Annotated in this window: 11 protein-coding genes and 1 pseudogene; 7 read left to right on the top strand and 5 right to left on the bottom strand. The window is 70.4% G+C overall.

Annotation, left to right across the window (positions count from 1 at the left end; genetic code table 11):
- Positions 1-15: 15 nt before the first annotated feature.
- Together QQY66_RS07135 and QQY66_RS07140 are read right to left on the bottom strand one after the other, a co-directional pair.
- Positions 16-915 (bottom strand): hypothetical protein, encoded by a 900-nt coding sequence (locus QQY66_RS07135; protein WP_301978224.1) that lies wholly within the window; start codon positions 913-915, stop codon positions 16-18.
- Positions 916-937: 22 nt separating this feature from the next.
- Complete coding sequence (locus tag QQY66_RS07140; RefSeq protein WP_301978225.1) at positions 938-2146, bottom strand: MFS transporter; 1209 nt, start codon at positions 2144-2146, stop codon at positions 938-940.
- A gap of 111 nt (positions 2147-2257) precedes the next feature.
- On the opposite strand from QQY66_RS07140, the gene QQY66_RS07145 reads away from it, so the two are divergent.
- Positions 2258-3577, top strand: a complete 1320-nt coding sequence (locus tag QQY66_RS07145) for an aminotransferase class I/II-fold pyridoxal phosphate-dependent enzyme (protein ID WP_301978226.1) — start codon at positions 2258-2260, stop codon at positions 3575-3577.
- A gap of 3 nt (positions 3578-3580) precedes the next feature.
- On the opposite strand, the gene QQY66_RS07150 is transcribed toward QQY66_RS07145, so the two are convergent.
- Entirely contained in the window at positions 3581-5548 is a 1968-nt protein-coding gene (locus QQY66_RS07150) for an acetoacetate--CoA ligase (protein ID WP_301978227.1), read from the bottom strand.
- A gap of 213 nt (positions 5549-5761) precedes the next feature.
- Here QQY66_RS07150 and QQY66_RS07155 point away from each other — a divergent pair, with 213 nt between their 5' ends.
- The gene (locus QQY66_RS07155) at positions 5762-8140 is read left to right on the top strand and encodes a glycoside hydrolase family 31 protein (RefSeq protein ID WP_301978228.1); all 2379 of its coding nucleotides are present in this window, start codon (positions 5762-5764) and stop codon (positions 8138-8140) included.
- Here the strand turns inward: QQY66_RS07155 and QQY66_RS07160 are convergent.
- Complete coding sequence (locus tag QQY66_RS07160) at positions 8131-8667, bottom strand: NUDIX domain-containing protein (protein ID WP_301978229.1); 537 nt, start codon at positions 8665-8667, stop codon at positions 8131-8133. The genes QQY66_RS07155 and QQY66_RS07160 overlap by 10 nt on opposite strands.
- Positions 8668-8713: 46 nt before the next feature.
- Positions 8714-9036: pseudogene (locus tag QQY66_RS07165) on the bottom strand (M15 family metallopeptidase); the annotation flags it as partial.
- A gap of 202 nt (positions 9037-9238) precedes the next feature.
- Here QQY66_RS07165 and QQY66_RS07170 point away from each other — a divergent pair.
- The 5 genes from QQY66_RS07170 to glpK all read left to right on the top strand — a co-directional run bounded on the left by QQY66_RS07170 (position 9239) and on the right by glpK (position 15307).
- On the top strand, positions 9239-9664 hold the full coding sequence (locus QQY66_RS07170; RefSeq protein ID WP_301987210.1) for a Zn-ribbon domain-containing OB-fold protein: 426 nt from the start codon (positions 9239-9241) through the stop codon (positions 9662-9664).
- The gene (locus tag QQY66_RS07175) at positions 9661-10851 is read left to right on the top strand and encodes a lipid-transfer protein (protein WP_301978230.1); all 1191 of its coding nucleotides are present in this window, start codon (positions 9661-9663) and stop codon (positions 10849-10851) included. Before QQY66_RS07170 ends, QQY66_RS07175 begins: the two co-directional genes overlap by 4 nt.
- 218 nt (positions 10852-11069) lie before the next feature.
- Positions 11070-12722: a GGDEF domain-containing protein gene (locus QQY66_RS07180; RefSeq protein WP_301978231.1), complete on the top strand. Its 1653-nt coding sequence runs from the start codon at positions 11070-11072 to the stop codon at positions 12720-12722.
- 325 nt (positions 12723-13047) lie between these two features.
- Positions 13048-13773: an MIP/aquaporin family protein gene (locus QQY66_RS07185; protein ID WP_301978232.1), complete on the top strand. Its 726-nt coding sequence runs from the start codon at positions 13048-13050 to the stop codon at positions 13771-13773.
- A 22-nt stretch (positions 13774-13795) separates the two neighbouring features.
- Positions 13796-15307 carry a glycerol kinase GlpK gene (gene glpK / locus QQY66_RS07190; protein WP_301978233.1) on the top strand — a complete coding sequence of 504 codons (1512 nt, stop codon included), beginning with the start codon at positions 13796-13798 and terminating at the stop codon, positions 15305-15307.
- Positions 15308-15373 lie beyond the last annotated feature (66 nt).

The following is a 15373-nucleotide window of genomic DNA, read 5'->3' on the forward strand; positions in this document are numbered from 1 at the left end:
GCGCCCCTCGCGTGTTCAGTGGTCGTGCCCCGTCGTCGGTCGCTCCCCGTCGAGTCCGAGGTCAGGTGGCGTGCAATAGTCCACGCCGGATTCCGGGGGGATGAGGTCTCCGGATTCGACGTCGGTGCAGTAGGCGTCGAAGACCTCGCCGGCGGTGAGGGGTTCGAGACCGTCTCCGCGTAGGCGCCAGCCGTAGATCCGGTCGGGCGTGCCTGGCGCGCTGGTCCGCATCACTAGTCCGCCCGAGCTTTCGGTGGCGAGGCCGAGGGCCAGGACTGTGGTGAATTCGAGGGCCTCGGCCTCGTCGAGCCGGGTCGTGCCGTCCGCGCCGCCGTCGGCGTGGAGGACGGAGACGAGTGTTTCCGGTGTTCCCGAGACGCTGCAGACGAGGTGGCGGGCGCCTGCCTGGGCCGTGTCGAGAATGCGGACGAGGAATTGTGATGCGCGGACGAAGGCCGCACGGCCGATGTCTTCCCCACAGGACGCGCAGGCGCCGAGTCGAGCGAGCAGCGTGGACGCGTACTCCCACGTGGCCTGGCGTACGGCCTCGTCGATCAGCGTCGGGACGAGGTCGGCGAGGGGCTGGCCCTCGTAGGGAACGGTTGGGCCAGTGGTCGCGAGTTCTGCTGTGAACCGGGTCCGGCTCGTCGGGATGTCGGGGTCCAGGCCTGTGTCCGCGCAGAAGTCGGCGTACTCCTGCGGGTCGAAGAGGGCGACTGTCGTGTGGCTGCCTTGAGAGGCGCGCGTCTTGAGCAGCGCCTCCACTTGTTGGAGGTATGTCCTGTGGTCGTCGAAGGTGAAGGTCCGATAGCGCCGCATGGCGCGGAAGTCGTGCTCGTCCGTCAGCAGGCCGATGGTGCCCGCGATTTCACGGCGCAGAACGCGCCGCATGGTTTGGTGGTCGGTGTGCGCCATTCTTCCCCCTGCGTGCAGTCGATCAATCCTCACTCACAGTAACTGGCGGCACTGACAATGGCTTCCGGGCAAGGCGTTCGCGGACCAGGCGGTGCTGGATCAGGCAGGTCAGAGCGATGCCGGCGCCGAAAGCGGTCCAACCTGCCGGGCCGGTGGCGATGGCGGCGGTGACGGCGAGCGGTCCGACGCTGCGCTGGGCGGACTGGGCGAGGCCGTGGACGCCGAGGTAAGCGCCTTGCGCGGTGTCGGGGGCGAGGGCGAGCGACAACTCCCAGGAGACGGTGGCGTGGAGCATCTCCGCCACGGTGAACGCGACGGCCGAGGCGGTGAGGAGCAGCGTGGCGGTGAGGGTTGCGCCGGTGGCTGCGACCGCCAGGGTGACACCACCTAGCGCGAATGCGGCGGAGAGCGGTTTCAGCAGGGCGCGTGCCGCCGCGGTCGTTGTACCGAAGCGGGCCAGCGGTACCTGGAAGGCCACCACCATCACGTTGTTGAGGACCAGCAGCAGGGGGACGAGGCCGTGCGGGGCGTTGCTCGCGTGGGCGATCCACAGGGGCAGACCGACTTTGAAGACCGAGTCGTGGAGGGAGAGAAGGGTCTCGGTGGCGACGTAGGCGAGATAGGTGCGGTCACGCCAGGGGTTTGCCCGTTCTGTTGTGGGTGCCGGGTCCTTCGACGTGATCACGGTCCGGCTTGGGGAGGGTGGCTCGCCGCACCGCAGGGTCAGCAGCGCGGAGGCGACGAAGGACAGGGCGTCGCCGATGAGGAGCCACTGGTACGCGGTGGTGGTGCCGACGACAAGTGCCGCTGCCGCGGCGAGGCCGCCCAGGGCCCAGCCGGCGTTGGCGACGGTTCGGTGGACGGCCTGGTAACGGACTCGGTCGGCTCCGGCGACGCGGGCGGCGTACAGCCTGGTGAGGACGCTCGAGGCGCGGTCGCCGAGGCTGCCGACGGCCGAGAAGGCGAGGAGCAGGGCGTAGTCATGGGCGGTGAGGAGGGCGAAGGAGGCCAGTGCGCGCAGGAGTTGGACGGCGATGAGGACTCGGGTGAGGGGGAACCGGTCGGCGATGCGTCCGCCCAGGGGTGCCCCGGCGATTCCGATGGCCCCGGCGACGGCGACGAGGGTACCGACCTCGGCGACGGAGAGGCCGGAGACGTAGGTGAAGTACAGGACGGACACGGAGGCCCACAGTCCGCTGCCGACTCGGTCGATGAGGGCGACCGTGAGCATTCTGCGTCCGTCGCGGCCTCCGGGAATGCGTGATGACCATGCTGTCGTGAGACCTCTCGACCGCACTGCTCCCCCTTGCTTCGCATTATGTATTGATACATAATCATCAACGTGGCAACACAATATGGGATCAGTGGTACGACGGCCAAGGGGATTGCCGCGTCCGTCGAACGGGGCGTGGCGGAGGGCTCATTGGGCCCGGGGGCCGTGCTGCCTCCGGTACGACGACTCGCGGACCAGCTGGGGGTGAGTCCGGGGACGGTCGCCACCGCCTACAAAGAACTTCGGGGACGCGGCATCGTGGTCACGCGAGGGCGGGGCGGCACCGTGGTGGCACCGGAGCCGGCTGTGGCGTCGCGACGGCCGCCGAAAGTGCCCGAGGGGCTGCGGGACTTGTCGGGTGGGCATCCTGACCCCGCACTGCTGCCTGCGCTCGTCCCACCGTCGCGTCTGTCACCCGGTGCCCGGTCACACCGGTCGACGCCCAGGCTGGAGCGGTTGGAGGAGGCCGTGCGCGACTGGCTGCTGCCCGATGGTGTGCCCGTGGAACATGTGACGTTCGCTCACGGAGCGCTCGATCTGATCGGGCGGCTGCTGTCGGTGGAGCTGCGGCCGGGCGATGCCGTCGCGATGGAGGATCCCGGGTATCACCATCTGCTGGATCTTGTAACGGCTTTGGGGTTGCGGATCGTTCCCGTGGCCGTGGATGACGAGGGTGTGCGCCCCGATGCCTTGCGCGCGGCTCTACGGGCGGGTGTCCGCGCCGTGGTGTGCAGTCCTCGGGCCCAGAACCCTTACGGCGGCTGCTTTTCCGCGGTACGCAGGGACGCGCTGGTCGACCTTCTCCGGGACGAGCCGGAAGTGCTCGTCGTCGAGAACGACCATGCCTCCGAAGTCGCCGGAGCGCCCCTGCACACGCTGACGGCCCGTGGGCCGGCGCGCTGGGTGCACGTACGTACGGTGAGCAAGTTCCTCGGGACCGACCTGCGGTGGGCGACGGCGGCGTGTGACGCGACCACGCTGGCGCGGCACGACGGGCGGCTGCTGCTGACGTCGGGCTGGGTCAGCCATCTGCTCCAGGAAACGGTGTACGGGCTGCTGACCGACGACGGCACGCGCGCGTTGGTGACACGTGCCGGGGAGGCCTATGCCCTGCGCCGGCGCGCTCTTCTTCAAGAGTTCGGAGAACGGGGCATCGAGGCACACGGGACGAGCGGGATGAATGTGTGGGTGCCTGTGCGCGACGAGTCGGCCGTGGTGAACGGGCTGCGGTCGTACGGGTGGTGGGTCGCGTCCGGTGCTCGCTTCCGGCTGTCGGCCGGCCCGGGAGTACGGATCTCGGTGGCCGATCTCGAGCCGGCCGACGCGGTGCGGCTGGCCTCGGACTTCGCCGTTGTGCTCGGTGAGTCCGAGGCCACGTACGGGGGGTGATCCTCAGGCGCGCTTGTGGGCGAGGTCCTCGTAGAAGTGCAGCAGATCGAGGTTGTCGATGGAGCCGGGGTTGACCGCCTTCTCCAAGGGTGTGCCCTGGAGGAGGCGTTTGACCGGGACCTCGATGCGCTTGCCGGTCAGAGTGTGCGGGATTCCGGGTACTTCGATGATCTCGTCGGGGATGTGACGCGGTGAGAGCTGTTCGCGGATGGTCTGCTTGATGCGGTTCAGGAGGGCCTCGTCGAGAGCGGCCCCTGGGACCAGGTGCACGAAGAGAGGCATCCAGTAGCCGCCGTCGGGCTGTTCGATGCCGATGACGAGGGACTCCTTGATCTCGGGGAGGCGCTCGACGGCTTCGTAGATGTCGGCGGAGCCCATGCGCACGCCCTGGCGGTTGAGCGTGGAGTCGGAGCGGCCGTGGATGACGACGGAGCCGCGAGGGGTGACGGTGATCCAGTCGCCGTGGCGCCACACGCCGGGGTACGTGTCGAAGTAGCTGTCGTGGTAGCGGCCGCCGTCGGGGTCGTTCCAGAAGTGGATGGGCATGGACGGCATGGGATTGGTGACCACGAGTTCGCCGACCTCGTCGATCAGGGGTTTGCCGCTGGGGTCCCAGGACTGCAGATCGGTGCCCAGGCCGGGTGCCTGGAGCTCGCCGATGTACACGGGGAGGGTCGGTACCGCTCCTGCGAAGCAGGAGCACACGTCCGTGCCACCGCTGACGGACGCGATCCACAGGTCGTCGCGGACCTCGTCGTGCAGCCAGCGGAACCCGTCGGGCGGAAGGGGGGATCCGGTGGTCGCGACGCACCGCACCGTGGAGAGGTCGAAGTCGCGGGCCGGGTGCACCTCGGCCTTGCGACAGGCCATGACGTAGGCGGCCGAGGTGCCGTACAAAGTGGCCCGTGTGCGTTCGGCGACCCGCCACTGGGCGCCCGTGTCCGGGTAGCCGGGGCTTCCGTCGTAGAGCACGATCGTCGTGCCGGTGAGGAGGCCGGACACGAGGAAGTTCCACATCATCCAGCCGGTCGACGTGTACCAGAAGAAACGGTCCTCGGGGCCGAGGTCGCAGTGCAGGCCGAGCTGCTTGAGGTGCTCGACGAGGATGCCGCCCTGGGACTGGACGATGGCCTTCGGCAGGCCCGTGGTGCCGGAGGAGTAGAGCACCCACAGAGGGTGGTCGAAGGGCACCCGCTCGAAGACGGGCTCGGTGTCCGCGGCCGTCAGGGCCGACCACTCCAGGGCGCCTTCGGGGGCCGGGGTGCCCAGGACGGGGATGTGGACGACCGCGCGCAGGGTGGGCAGTTCGCGGCGGAGTTCGGCGACGATGTCGCGGCGGTCGTGTTCCTTGCCGCCGTAGCGGTAGCCGTCGACGGTGAACAGGACGACCGGTTCGACCTGCTGGAAGCGGTCGAGGACGCTGCGGGCGCCGAAGTCGGGGGCGCAGGACGTCCACACGCCGCCCACGGCGGCCGTGGCCAGGAGGGCGACGACCGCCTGCGGGATGTTCGGGAGGTAGCCGCTGACGCGGTCTCCGGGGTGTACGCCGAGGGCCCGCAGCTCGGCGGCGAGGGAGCCGACCTGGCGGCTCAGCTCGGACCAGGTGACGGGGCGCGGCTGGTTGGTCTCGTCGACGTGCAGAAGGGCTGGTTCGTCCGCGCGGGACGCGGCCGCACGGAGGGCGTGCTCGGCGTAGTTCAGGGTGGCTCCGGGGAACCACTGGGCACCGGGCATCGAGCGGTCGCCCAGCACGCGCGCGTACGGCGTGGAGAACCGTACGTCGAACCACTCCGTGACGGCCTTCCAGAAGGTGTCCAGTTCGTCGACGGACCAGCGGTGCAGTGCCGCGTAGCCGCCCTCGGACGGGGCTCCGTGGTGTTCGGCCGCCCAAGCCTGGAACTTGGTCACCTGTGCCTGGGCGATGCGTTCCGGATCTGGTTGCCACAGCGGCTGGGGGTTCACGGTCGACATGGGGCGGCTCCCGGACTGTGCGCGTCGTGTGCGTCTCCCGCGCACGGGCTGGGGTGTGCGCGTGACGCGGCTGACACGGACGATGCCATGTGATCGACTTCTGCACCAGGGTGCGCCCCACATGGTCCGCGTCGTGAAGATGTGCTCCCGCCACGGGTGAACGGCAGCTGAACGACACTCGTGTGTGACGCAGTCAATGGCAGGGTGAGCAGCATGAACGGTCGTGACCTGGTGCGTTCGGTGAAGGCAGTCGGCTCTGCGGGAGCCGCTCAGAGGTTGCGTACCGTGCAGGCGGCATGGCGCCGCAGGCGAGCCGATGCGGCCGGGCTCCCGGCACGGGGTGCCGAGCGCGCCCGGGTACCGGGTGTCGTGCAACAGGTGGAGCCCGGCCCCGGGGGCGGTCTGGTCCGCTTCAGCAGGTCGGAGCTGCGGATCACCGTCGCCGTGAACGGCGCCGTCTTCTGGGGCTGGGACGGGGCCGCTCCCGAGCCCTCGTACGCCCTCGCGGGCCGCTGTCCGGAGCCTGACCCCCGGGCGGTGCTGGAGCCGGACAAGGACGGCGGCTGGCGGGTCGTGGCCGAGCGCGTGACGGTCGTCGTCTCCCGGCACGGCGCCGTGGAGGTGCGTACGCCCGGTGGGGTGACCCTGCGTCGCGATCTGCCGCCCCGCTGGTGGGAGCCGGTGGGCGGAGGCGCGGCACGCTGGATGCAGCGGTCGGAGGTGACCGCCGACGCGCGCTTTTTTGGGCTCGGTGGGAGGGCGTCGGGGCCTCGGCTGCGGGACGGCACGTACCGGCTGTGGAACACCGACCCCGGACGCGCGTTCGGTCCCGGTGACGACCCGCTGTACATCACGATGCCGGTCCAACTGGTCGTGGCCGACGCTGCCACCCATCTGGTGTTCCACGACACCTCCTGGGACGGCACGCTCACGCTGCGGGAGGGCGAGGAGGGTGCCGGCTCCGGTCACGACCGGTCGGGGGCGTGCGAACTGCGCATGGACGGGGGTCCGTTGCGCTGCTGGGTCATGGTGGGCACTCCCGCGCGCGTGCTGCTCGCCTGGGCGTCGCTCACCGGGGCGCCCGCGCTGCCGCCCGCCTGGGCGCTGGGCCATCATCACGCGCGGTGGGGCTTCGGCAGCGAGCAGGAGGTCCGACGGATCGTCGCGGGGTACCAGGAGCGCGGCCTGCCGCTCGACGCGGTCCATCTGGACATCGACCACTACGACTCCCACCAGGTGTTCACCGTCGACCACGAGCACTTCCCCAAGCTGCCTCAGCTCGCCGAGGACCTGCGGCGGGACGGAGTCCGGCTGGTGTCGATCGTCGACCCGGCGGTGAAGGCCGCACCGGGCAACGCGGTGTACGACAGCGGTACGGACGAGGGCGCCTTCGTGCGGGACGCCTCGAGCGGGCTGGTGCGCGGAGTCGCCTGGCCCGGGGAGGCTGTCTACCCGGACTTCACGCACGCGCGCGTGCGCGCCTGGTGGGGTCGGCTCTACGAGGAGCGGCTGGCGCAGGGGTTCACCGGGTTCTGGCACGACATGAACGAACCCGTATCGTTCACCGCCTTCGGGGAGTCGACGCTGCCGCGCTCGGCCAGGCACGACCTCGACGGACGCGGCGGCGACCATCGCGAGGCGCACAACGTCTACGCGCTGTGCATGGCCCAGGCAGCGTACGAGGGCCTGCGCGCACTGGCACCCAAGGAGCGGCCCTTCCTGTTCTCCCGTTCGGGATGGGCCGGCATGCAGCGCTACGGGGGGACGTGGTCCGGTGATGTGGCGACGGGCTGGCCGGGGTTGCGGGCGTCACTGGCGTTGGTCATGGGGCTGGGACTGTGCGGGGTGCCGTACTCGGGGCCGGACGTGGGCGGCTTCGACGGGAGTCCGTCACCGGAGCTGTATCTGCGGTGGTTCCAGCTGGGCTCGTACCTGCCGCTGTTCCGGACGCACGCGAGCCTGCGGGCCGGCCGCAGGGAGCCATGGGAATTCGGACCGGAGGTGCTGGAGCACGCGCGCGTGGCGCTCGTCGAACGCCGTCGGCTTCTCCCGTACCTCGTCACGCTGGCGCATCTGGCCCGCCGCACGGGAGCGCCCTATGTAAGGCCCCTGTGGTGGGGCGCGCCGGAGGACCGCGCGTTGCGGAACTGTGAGGATGCGTTTCTGCTGGGCGACAGTCTGCTGGTGGCCCCGGTGCTCGGTCCGGGCGTGGACCGGCGCGCGGTGCAACTGCCGCGGGGGCGCTGGTACGACACGGCGACGGAGCAGGCGTACGACGGCCCGGCGCAGGTGCTGGTCGACGCGCCCCTGTCGCGGATTCCCGTTCTCGCGCGCGCGGGTGCCGTCATCCCCGTGCGTGGGGACGACGGCGGGCTGGAACTGGAGGTATCGGCGCCGGCCCGCGGCCGGACCGGAGGCGGGCTGGTCGTGCAGGACCCGGGTGACGGATGGGACGAGCCGGGGATCGAGCGGTACGTCACCCGGTGGGAGGGCGGGGAGCTGATCGTCGAGCGGGACCGTGAGGGCGGCGGGGACGCGCCGCCCCACCCGGTGCGCGTACGGGGGCTCATAGAGGGCCGATCTCAGATGTAGCGGCCCTCGAACCACGCCCGTACGGCCACGGTGTGCAGCGGGAAGGCCAGCTCCTCCGGCCTGCGCAGGAGGTGCCAGCCCTCCGTCTCGTCCGTGGCGGCGGACGCCGGAAGGACGCCGGCCGGGCGTTCCGGCAGCAGACCGAAGAGCAGCAGGTGCCCGTCGGGGGAACTCATCGCGTCGACGAGCCGCACGTCGCGGCCGGCCGCGTCGATGCCGGTCTCCTCTTTGAGCTCGCGCACGACGGCCTGCCGCCAGTCCTCCCGGTCGTCGATGTACCCGCCGGGCAACGCGATGCCCCCTCGCGCGGGTGCCACGGTCCGGGTGATGACGACCAGGGCTGTGCCCCTCGTGTCGTACACGGGTTGCAGAGCAACGGCGACCGGCAGCGGATTGCGGTAGGCCATGGTCCCGCAGGCCGGACATGTGCGGGGCCAGCCGGAGACGCCCCCTCCGTAGGACGTGCCGCAGCTCGAACAGTGCGAGTCGGGCGCGGAGTTGGGGACGGAGGTTTGAATTTCGGACACGCGGCGGACTGTATCCGATCACAGTCAGGACGTCTCCGGGGGCGGCTCAGGGCTTACCGGCGAGGGATTTCCGAGACACCGGGAGGTCGAATTGGGTGTCCGGGTACGGCTCGGACTTCTAGGTGAAGTGCCACCTCTCTTCGGCGAGATTCACGAAACCGAGGCTCTCCAGAGTGCCCCTGAGAAGCAACCGGTTGGCGCGCTGTTCGCCCTGCGTAGCAGGGCACCAGGGGCTCTCCGGTTCGGTAGGGCCGGGTCGGCTTCGCCGGGAGCCGCACGATGGTGAGGTCGACGTTCGGGTCAGAACTCGCCCTTCATCGCCTGGTCGTCGAGGTCCTCGGCTCAGCGGACGAAGTGGTCCACGGCGCGCGCATCTCCGTGTGACGCCGCGCGAAGAGGCGGCCGGAGCCACCCCCGTGGGCCCCGGTCGCCTCTCCCGATACGACGACGCCGCAAGGACCCGTTTGGTTCTCTGAATACGCCCTGCTCATTTCAGGTTGCCCATGGCACACTTCTGACGTTCCGTCAGATCACCTGCCGGGGAGGATTCTTGTCACGTACACACACACCTGTGGTCGAGCGATGGTTCACCGGCGACGGGGACGACTTCACACTTCTCGGCACGCGCTGTACGGCCTGCACCTCGGTCTTCTTCCCCCGCGAGGACTCGCACTGCCGCAACCCCGGCTGCCCGGGCGGCGATCTGGAGGAGGTCCCGCTGTCGCGGCGCGGGCGCGTCTGGTCGTACACGGACAGCCGATACCGGCCTCCGTCACCCTATGTGACCGATCCGGAACTTCCGTGGGAGCCGTACGCGTTGATCGCTGTGGAGCTGGAGAGCGAGCGGATGGTGGTGCTGGGACAGGCGGTTCCCGGGGTCACCGTCGCCGATCTGGCGGTGGGCATGGAGGTGGAGGTGGTCCGGGGCGTGCTCCATGAGGACGCGGAGACGGTCTGGACGACCTGGCAGTGGCGGCCGACGGGGGAGGCGGTATGACGGGAGAGGTGGCGGTGCTCGGTGCGGGCATGCACCCCTGGGGCAAGTGGGGGCGCAGCTTCGTCGAGTACGGGACGGCGGCCGCCCGGGCGGCGCTCGCCGACGCGGGGCTGGAGTGGCGGCGGGTCGATTCGGTCGTCGGCGCGGACACGGTGCGTGGCGGCTATCCGGGGTATGTGGCGGGGGCGACGTTCGCCAAGGCGCTGGGCTGGCAGGGGGCCCGGGTCGCGAGCGTGTACGCGGCGTGCGCCTCCGGGGCCCAGGCCGTCAACACCGCGCGGGCGCAGATACTTTCCGGGCTCGCGGACGTGGTGCTCGTCGTGGGTGCCGATGCCGCCCCCAAGGGGTTCTTCCGACCCGCCGGCGGCGACCGGCCGGACGACCCCGACTGGCTGCGCTTCCGGGTCCTCGGCGCGACGAATCCGACGTACTTCGGGATGTACGCACGCCGCCGGATGGCTGTGCACGGGGACACACCGGAGGACTTCGCACAGGTCAAGGTGAAGAACGCGGCACAGGGGGCGCTCAATCCGTACGCGCGCTACCGCAAGCGGGTCACCGCGGAGGAGGTCGCCGCTTCGGCGGTCGTCGCCGATCCGCTGCGGCTGCTGGACATCTGCGCCACCTCGGACGGCGGGGCGGCGCTGGTGCTGTGCAGCATGGAGTTCGCGCGTTGCCACGGGGTGACGGATCCGGTGCGGATCCGGGCGGTGTCCACGGTCACGCCGCGCTATCCGAACACCGTGCTGGACCTGCCGGACATCGCGACCGACTCGGCGGCCACGGTGGAGCCCGCAGCGGAGACGTTCCGCGCGTCGATCGCGCGGGCTGCCTACGAGGAGGCCGGCATCGGGCCCGAGGATCTCTCCCTCGCCGAGGTCTACGACCTGTCCACCGCCCTGGAGTTGCAGTGGTACGAGGATCTCGGACTGTGCGGCGAGGGCGAGGCCGTGAAGCTGCTGCGGGAGGGCGCGACGGCGCTCGGCGGACGCATACCCGTGAACGCCAGTGGTGGTCTGGCCTCCTTCGGCGAGGCGGTCCCGGCTCAGGCGATCGCCCAAGTATGCGAGCTGACCTGGCAGTTGCGAGGGGACGCCGGTGCCCGGCAGGTCGCCGGGGCACAGGTGGGGATCACTGCGAACCAGGGCCTTTTCGGCCATGGTTCGGCAGTGATCGCGGCACGGTGAGGGACCCAACCCGACCGTGCGGCGCACGCGACGGTACGGCCGTACGAACGCGCTCCCGCCGTCGTACGCCCACGGGCCGTCCGCCGGACGACGACGGCACGTCTGTCATATGTCCGAAAGCGGCAGACGTTGCACACGCTGCGTCATCGGTCCGGAATGCTGCGTGAATGTCTCATGAACTGCGCTCGGGGGTGCGCTGGGGGCGCCATCATGCTCCCGTGCACTCCTGGACGGATACTCTCCGCTTCGCCTTCCAACCCGTGGTCAATCTGACCACCGGCGGAGTCGCGGGCCTGGAGATACTCGCCCGCCCGGAGGCCGGCGACATCCTGGCCGAGGCCCGCCGCGATCCCGAACTCGACGGCAGACTGGCCGTGTTGGCGGTCCGCGCGGCGGCGCGCAAGGAGACGATGCTGCCGCTGCACGTCAACGTGTTCGCGGGCACCCTCGCCGATCTCGGCGGCCTCACCCCGCTGCATGCCGCCGTGCGTGAGGCCGGGAGGCTGCCGTGGGAGGTGACCATCGATGTGGTCCCGCCGTACACACATGTGCCGCAGCGGGCGCTGCTGGAGGCGGTGGGCTCGCTGCGGAGCCAGGGTTTCCGGATCAGTGCGGACGGCGTCGGGGACGGGGACGTACCGCTGCGGCTGCTCACCGATCTCGCGCCTGACCTGGTGAAGCTCGATGCGTCACTGCTGTCCCGGCCGGCGGCGGTGCGGGCGATGCGGACCTTGTGCGAGCAGTTGGGCGCGCTGCTGTCGGTGGAAGGCGTCGAGACCGAACTGCAGTGTGCGGCGGCGCTGTCGGCGGGTGCGCAGCTGGCGCAGGGCGTGCTGTTCGCGCCGCCGGCCCGGCTGCCGGCCGCGGACGTATACGTTCCGCCCCGCTCCCCCGGCGTCATGGTGACACCGCCTTCGGGCCCGTCGGTCCGGGAGTTCGTACGGCCCGCCGCGCTGTTGCCCGCCACCGCGTCCGCCGGCCAGGTGCGGGCGCTGCTGACCGGGTCGCCGGACGTGTCCGGGGTGCTGCTCGTGGACCGCGACGGAGTGCCGGTCCGCTCGCTGCACCGGTCCCGCTTCCTGCTGTCCATGTCGGGGCGCTATGGGCATGCCCTGTACGCCGACCGGCCCGCGGCCAAGCTGGGCGACCCGCCACGGACGGTGGGCGTCGACGCGACCGCCTGGGAGGTCCTGGACGTGGTCGCGGTCGGCGGCAGCGACCGGACGTCGGACGATGTCGCCGTCGTCGACCGCTACGGCCGGTGCGTGGGCGTCGTACGCCTGGCGGACCTGGTGCGGGCGCTGGCCGAGACCCGGGTCGAGGAAGCGGCGTCGCTCAATCCGCTGACGCGACTGCCCGGTTCGGATGCGATCACCGGTGAGGTGGACCGGCGGATCGCGGACGGGCGGACCTTCGCGCTGAGTTGGCTGGATGTCGACCACTTCAAACAGGTGAACGACGGGGCGGGATTCGCGGCGGGCGACGAATTGATCCGGTCGGTGGGCCGGGCTCTGCAGCATGCCGCGTCCGAGAGCATCCGGGTGGGCCATATCGGCGGGGACGACTTCCTGGTGCTCGCCGATCCGGAAGGGCTGGATCCGCTGGCCGTCTCCGTGCTGGACGCGCCCTGGTCCGCGGGCGGGCGAGCCGTCACGTTGTCCCTGGCCACGGTCCTGTGCATGCCGGGCAGCGTCGCGGACCACCGGCAGGCGTCCGCGTGCCTGGCGCCGCTCAAGAAGGCCGCGAAATCGTTGTCCGGGGCGAGTTGGGTGCTGGGCCGCGCGGGTGTGCCCGGACACGAGATCCGCCGCGGGTCGGGGGCCGGGCCCGCTCCGGCGGAGTGCGCGGTGGTGGAGCCGGGGAGGGGCTGAGGGGCACGTCGGCTCCGGTCGCACTTCTCACCGTGCCTCTCAACCGTTGCCGTCGACGACCTTGACGCTCTCTGAGTGCCGGTGAAAACTTCCCGGTGTCAGTCGACATCGCCGTACATTCTCGGCGTATCCAGGCACTGCGCCGCGCGGGCCCCGCCTGAGCCAAGGGCCACTCCCCCACGGGCGATTCGGCTGCTACGGCACGCTCGTCACGGACGCCGGGCGGGGCGCGGGACTCTCCCTGCCTCCGGCTGTTCGCCAAGGGAACCGCACCCTGCACGGAGGCCCGGGGCCGATCGTCCCGGGCCAGCGCCTAGGAGCCGCCATGAGCGACGGAGACATATTCGTTGGCGAAGTCATCGGTACCGCGATCCTGATTCTCTTCGGCGCCGGAGTGGTCGCCGCTGTCGTACTGAACTACTCCAAGGCCAAGGACGCCGGCTGGGTCGTCATCGCCTTCGGCTGGGGCTTCGGTGTGATGGCCGGGGCGTACACCGCCGCACCGCTGTCCGGTGGGCACCTCAATCCCGCCGTGACCCTCGGGATCGCCATCGACACCGGGGACTGGGACAAGGTCCACCTCTATGTCGCCGGGCAGATGGTCGGCGCCTTCCTCGGCGCGATCCTGTGCTGGCTCGTCTATTTCGCGCAGTTCCAGGCCAACGCCGAGGAGGACAAGGCGCAGCCGACGCTCGGGATCTTCTCCACGGCACCCGCGATCCGCAATCCGGTGGCCAACCTCATCACCGAGATCATCGCGACCGTCGGTCTGGTGCTGCCCATCCTGGCGTTCGGCCTGACCAAGGGGCTCGGTGAGTCCGGTACCGCGATTCTGATCGTCTCGTTCCTGGTGGTCGGCATCGGTCTGTCGCTCGGCGGTCCCACCGGGTACGCCATCAACCCGGCCCGTGACCTGGGCCCGCGCATCGTCCACGCGCTGCTCCCGATCCCCAACAAGGGCACCTCGGACTGGGGTTACGCGTGGATTCCGGTAGTGGGTCCGCTCATCGGCGGGGCGCTGTCCGGGGTGATCTTCAACGCAGCGTTCTGAAGGATCCGACGAAGGGGACGTCATGACGGACAAGTTCGTCGCCGCAATCGACCAGGGCACCACCTCGAGCCGCTGCATCATCTTCAACCAGGACGGCGCGATCGTCGCCGTCGACCAGCGTGAGCACCGCCAGATCTTCCCCAAGCCCGGCTGGGTGGAGCACGACGCCACCGAGATCTGGTCCAAGGTGCAGGCCGTGGTCGCCGGCGCGATCGCCAAGGCAGGGCTGCGTGCCGACCAGCTCAGCGCGCTCGGCATCACCAACCAGCGGGAGACCACGGTCCTGTGGGACCGGGCGACGGGCAAGCCCGTGCACAACGCCATCGTCTGGCAGGACACGCGCACCGCCGCCCTGTGCAACCAACTCGGCGGCTCGGACGGGCAGGACCGTTTCCGCGAGCAGACCGGACTGCCGCTGGCCAGCTACTTCTCCGGGCCCAAGGCGGCCTGGCTGCTGGACAACGTGCCGGGCCTGCGCGCACGTGCGGAACACGGCGAGATCGCCTTCGGCACCATCGACTCCTGGCTCATCTGGAACCTCACCGGCGGCACCGACGGAGGGCACCACGTCACCGACGTCACCAACGCCGGACGCACGATGCTGATGAACCTCGAAACCCTTCAGTGGAACCCGTCGATCCTTTCCGCGATGAACGTGCCCGAGGCCGTGCTGCCCGAGATCAAGTCGTCCGCCGAGGTGTACGGAACCGCCGTCGGGCAGCTCTCCGGCGTCCCCGTCGCCTCGGCGCTGGGCGACCAGCAGGCAGCAGTGTTCGGCCAGGCCTGCTACGACGTCGGCACCGCGAAGAACACCTACGGCACCGGCAGCTTCCTGCTGCTCAACACCGGCAACCGGCCGGTGCCGTCGAAGAGCGGGCTGCTGACGACGATGGGCTACAAGATCGGCAGTGAGGCGCCCGTCTACTGCCTGGAGGGGTCCATCGCGATAACGGGCGCACTCGTGCAGTGGTTCCGCGACCAGCTCGGCATCATCCGCACCGCCGACGAGATCGAGCCCCTGGCGGCCAGCGTCGATGACAACGGGGGCGCGTACATCGTCCCCGCGTTCTCCGGCCTGTTCGCGCCGTACTGGCGTTCCGACGCGCGCGGAGTCGTCACCGGGCTCACCCGGTACGTCACGAAGGCACACCTCGCGCGTGCGGTGCTGGAGGCGACGAGCTGGCAGACGCGGGAGGTCGTGGACGCCATGTTCCAGGACTCAGGGGTGCACATCACGACCCTGAAGGTGGACGGCGGCATGACCAAGAACAACCTGCTGATGCAGCACCAGGCGGATGTCCTGGGGGTGCCCGTGATCCGGCCCAAGGTCTCCGAGACGACCTGCCTGGGCGCCGCGTACGCGGCCGGGCTGGCCACCGGGGTGTGGAACGACCTCGACGAGCTCAAGGCGCACTGGCAGCGGGACGTCGAGTGGACGCCGGCGATGGAGGCGTCGGTGCGGGACCGCGAGTACCACAACTGGCGCAAGGCCGTGGAGAAGAGCTTCGGCTGGCTGGAGGACGGCGAGAGCTAGGCACGCGCGCGTGCCTCAACGAACTGCGGCCCGTACCCCGGTCGGTGGGGGTGCGGGCCGCGCGCG

This window comes from Streptomyces sp. DG2A-72, from assembly GCF_030499575.1.
GTDB lineage: Bacteria > Actinomycetota > Actinomycetes > Streptomycetales > Streptomycetaceae > Streptomyces.

What these genes read in the sequence shown, in the direction of transcription:
- QQY66_RS07155 (WP_301978228.1), top strand. Translation starts at nt 5,762, where the DNA reads ATGAACGGTCGTGACCTGGTGCGTTCGGTGAAGGCAGTCGGCTCTGCG.
- QQY66_RS07175 (WP_301978230.1), top strand. Translation starts at nt 9,661, where the DNA reads ATGACGGGAGAGGTGGCGGTGCTCGGTGCGGGCATGCACCCCTGGGGC.
- QQY66_RS07185 (WP_301978232.1), top strand. Translation starts at nt 13,048, where the DNA reads ATGAGCGACGGAGACATATTCGTTGGCGAAGTCATCGGTACCGCGATC.
- QQY66_RS07135 (WP_301978224.1), bottom strand. Translation starts at nt 915, where the DNA reads ATGGCGCACACCGACCACCAAACCATGCGGCGCGTTCTGCGCCGTGAA.
- QQY66_RS07140 (WP_301978225.1), bottom strand. Translation starts at nt 2,146, where the DNA reads ATGCTCACGGTCGCCCTCATCGACCGAGTCGGCAGCGGACTGTGGGCC.
- QQY66_RS07150 (WP_301978227.1), bottom strand. Translation starts at nt 5,548, where the DNA reads ATGTCGACCGTGAACCCCCAGCCGCTGTGGCAACCAGATCCGGAACGC.
- glpK (WP_301978233.1), top strand. Translation starts at nt 13,796, where the DNA reads ATGACGGACAAGTTCGTCGCCGCAATCGACCAGGGCACCACCTCGAGC.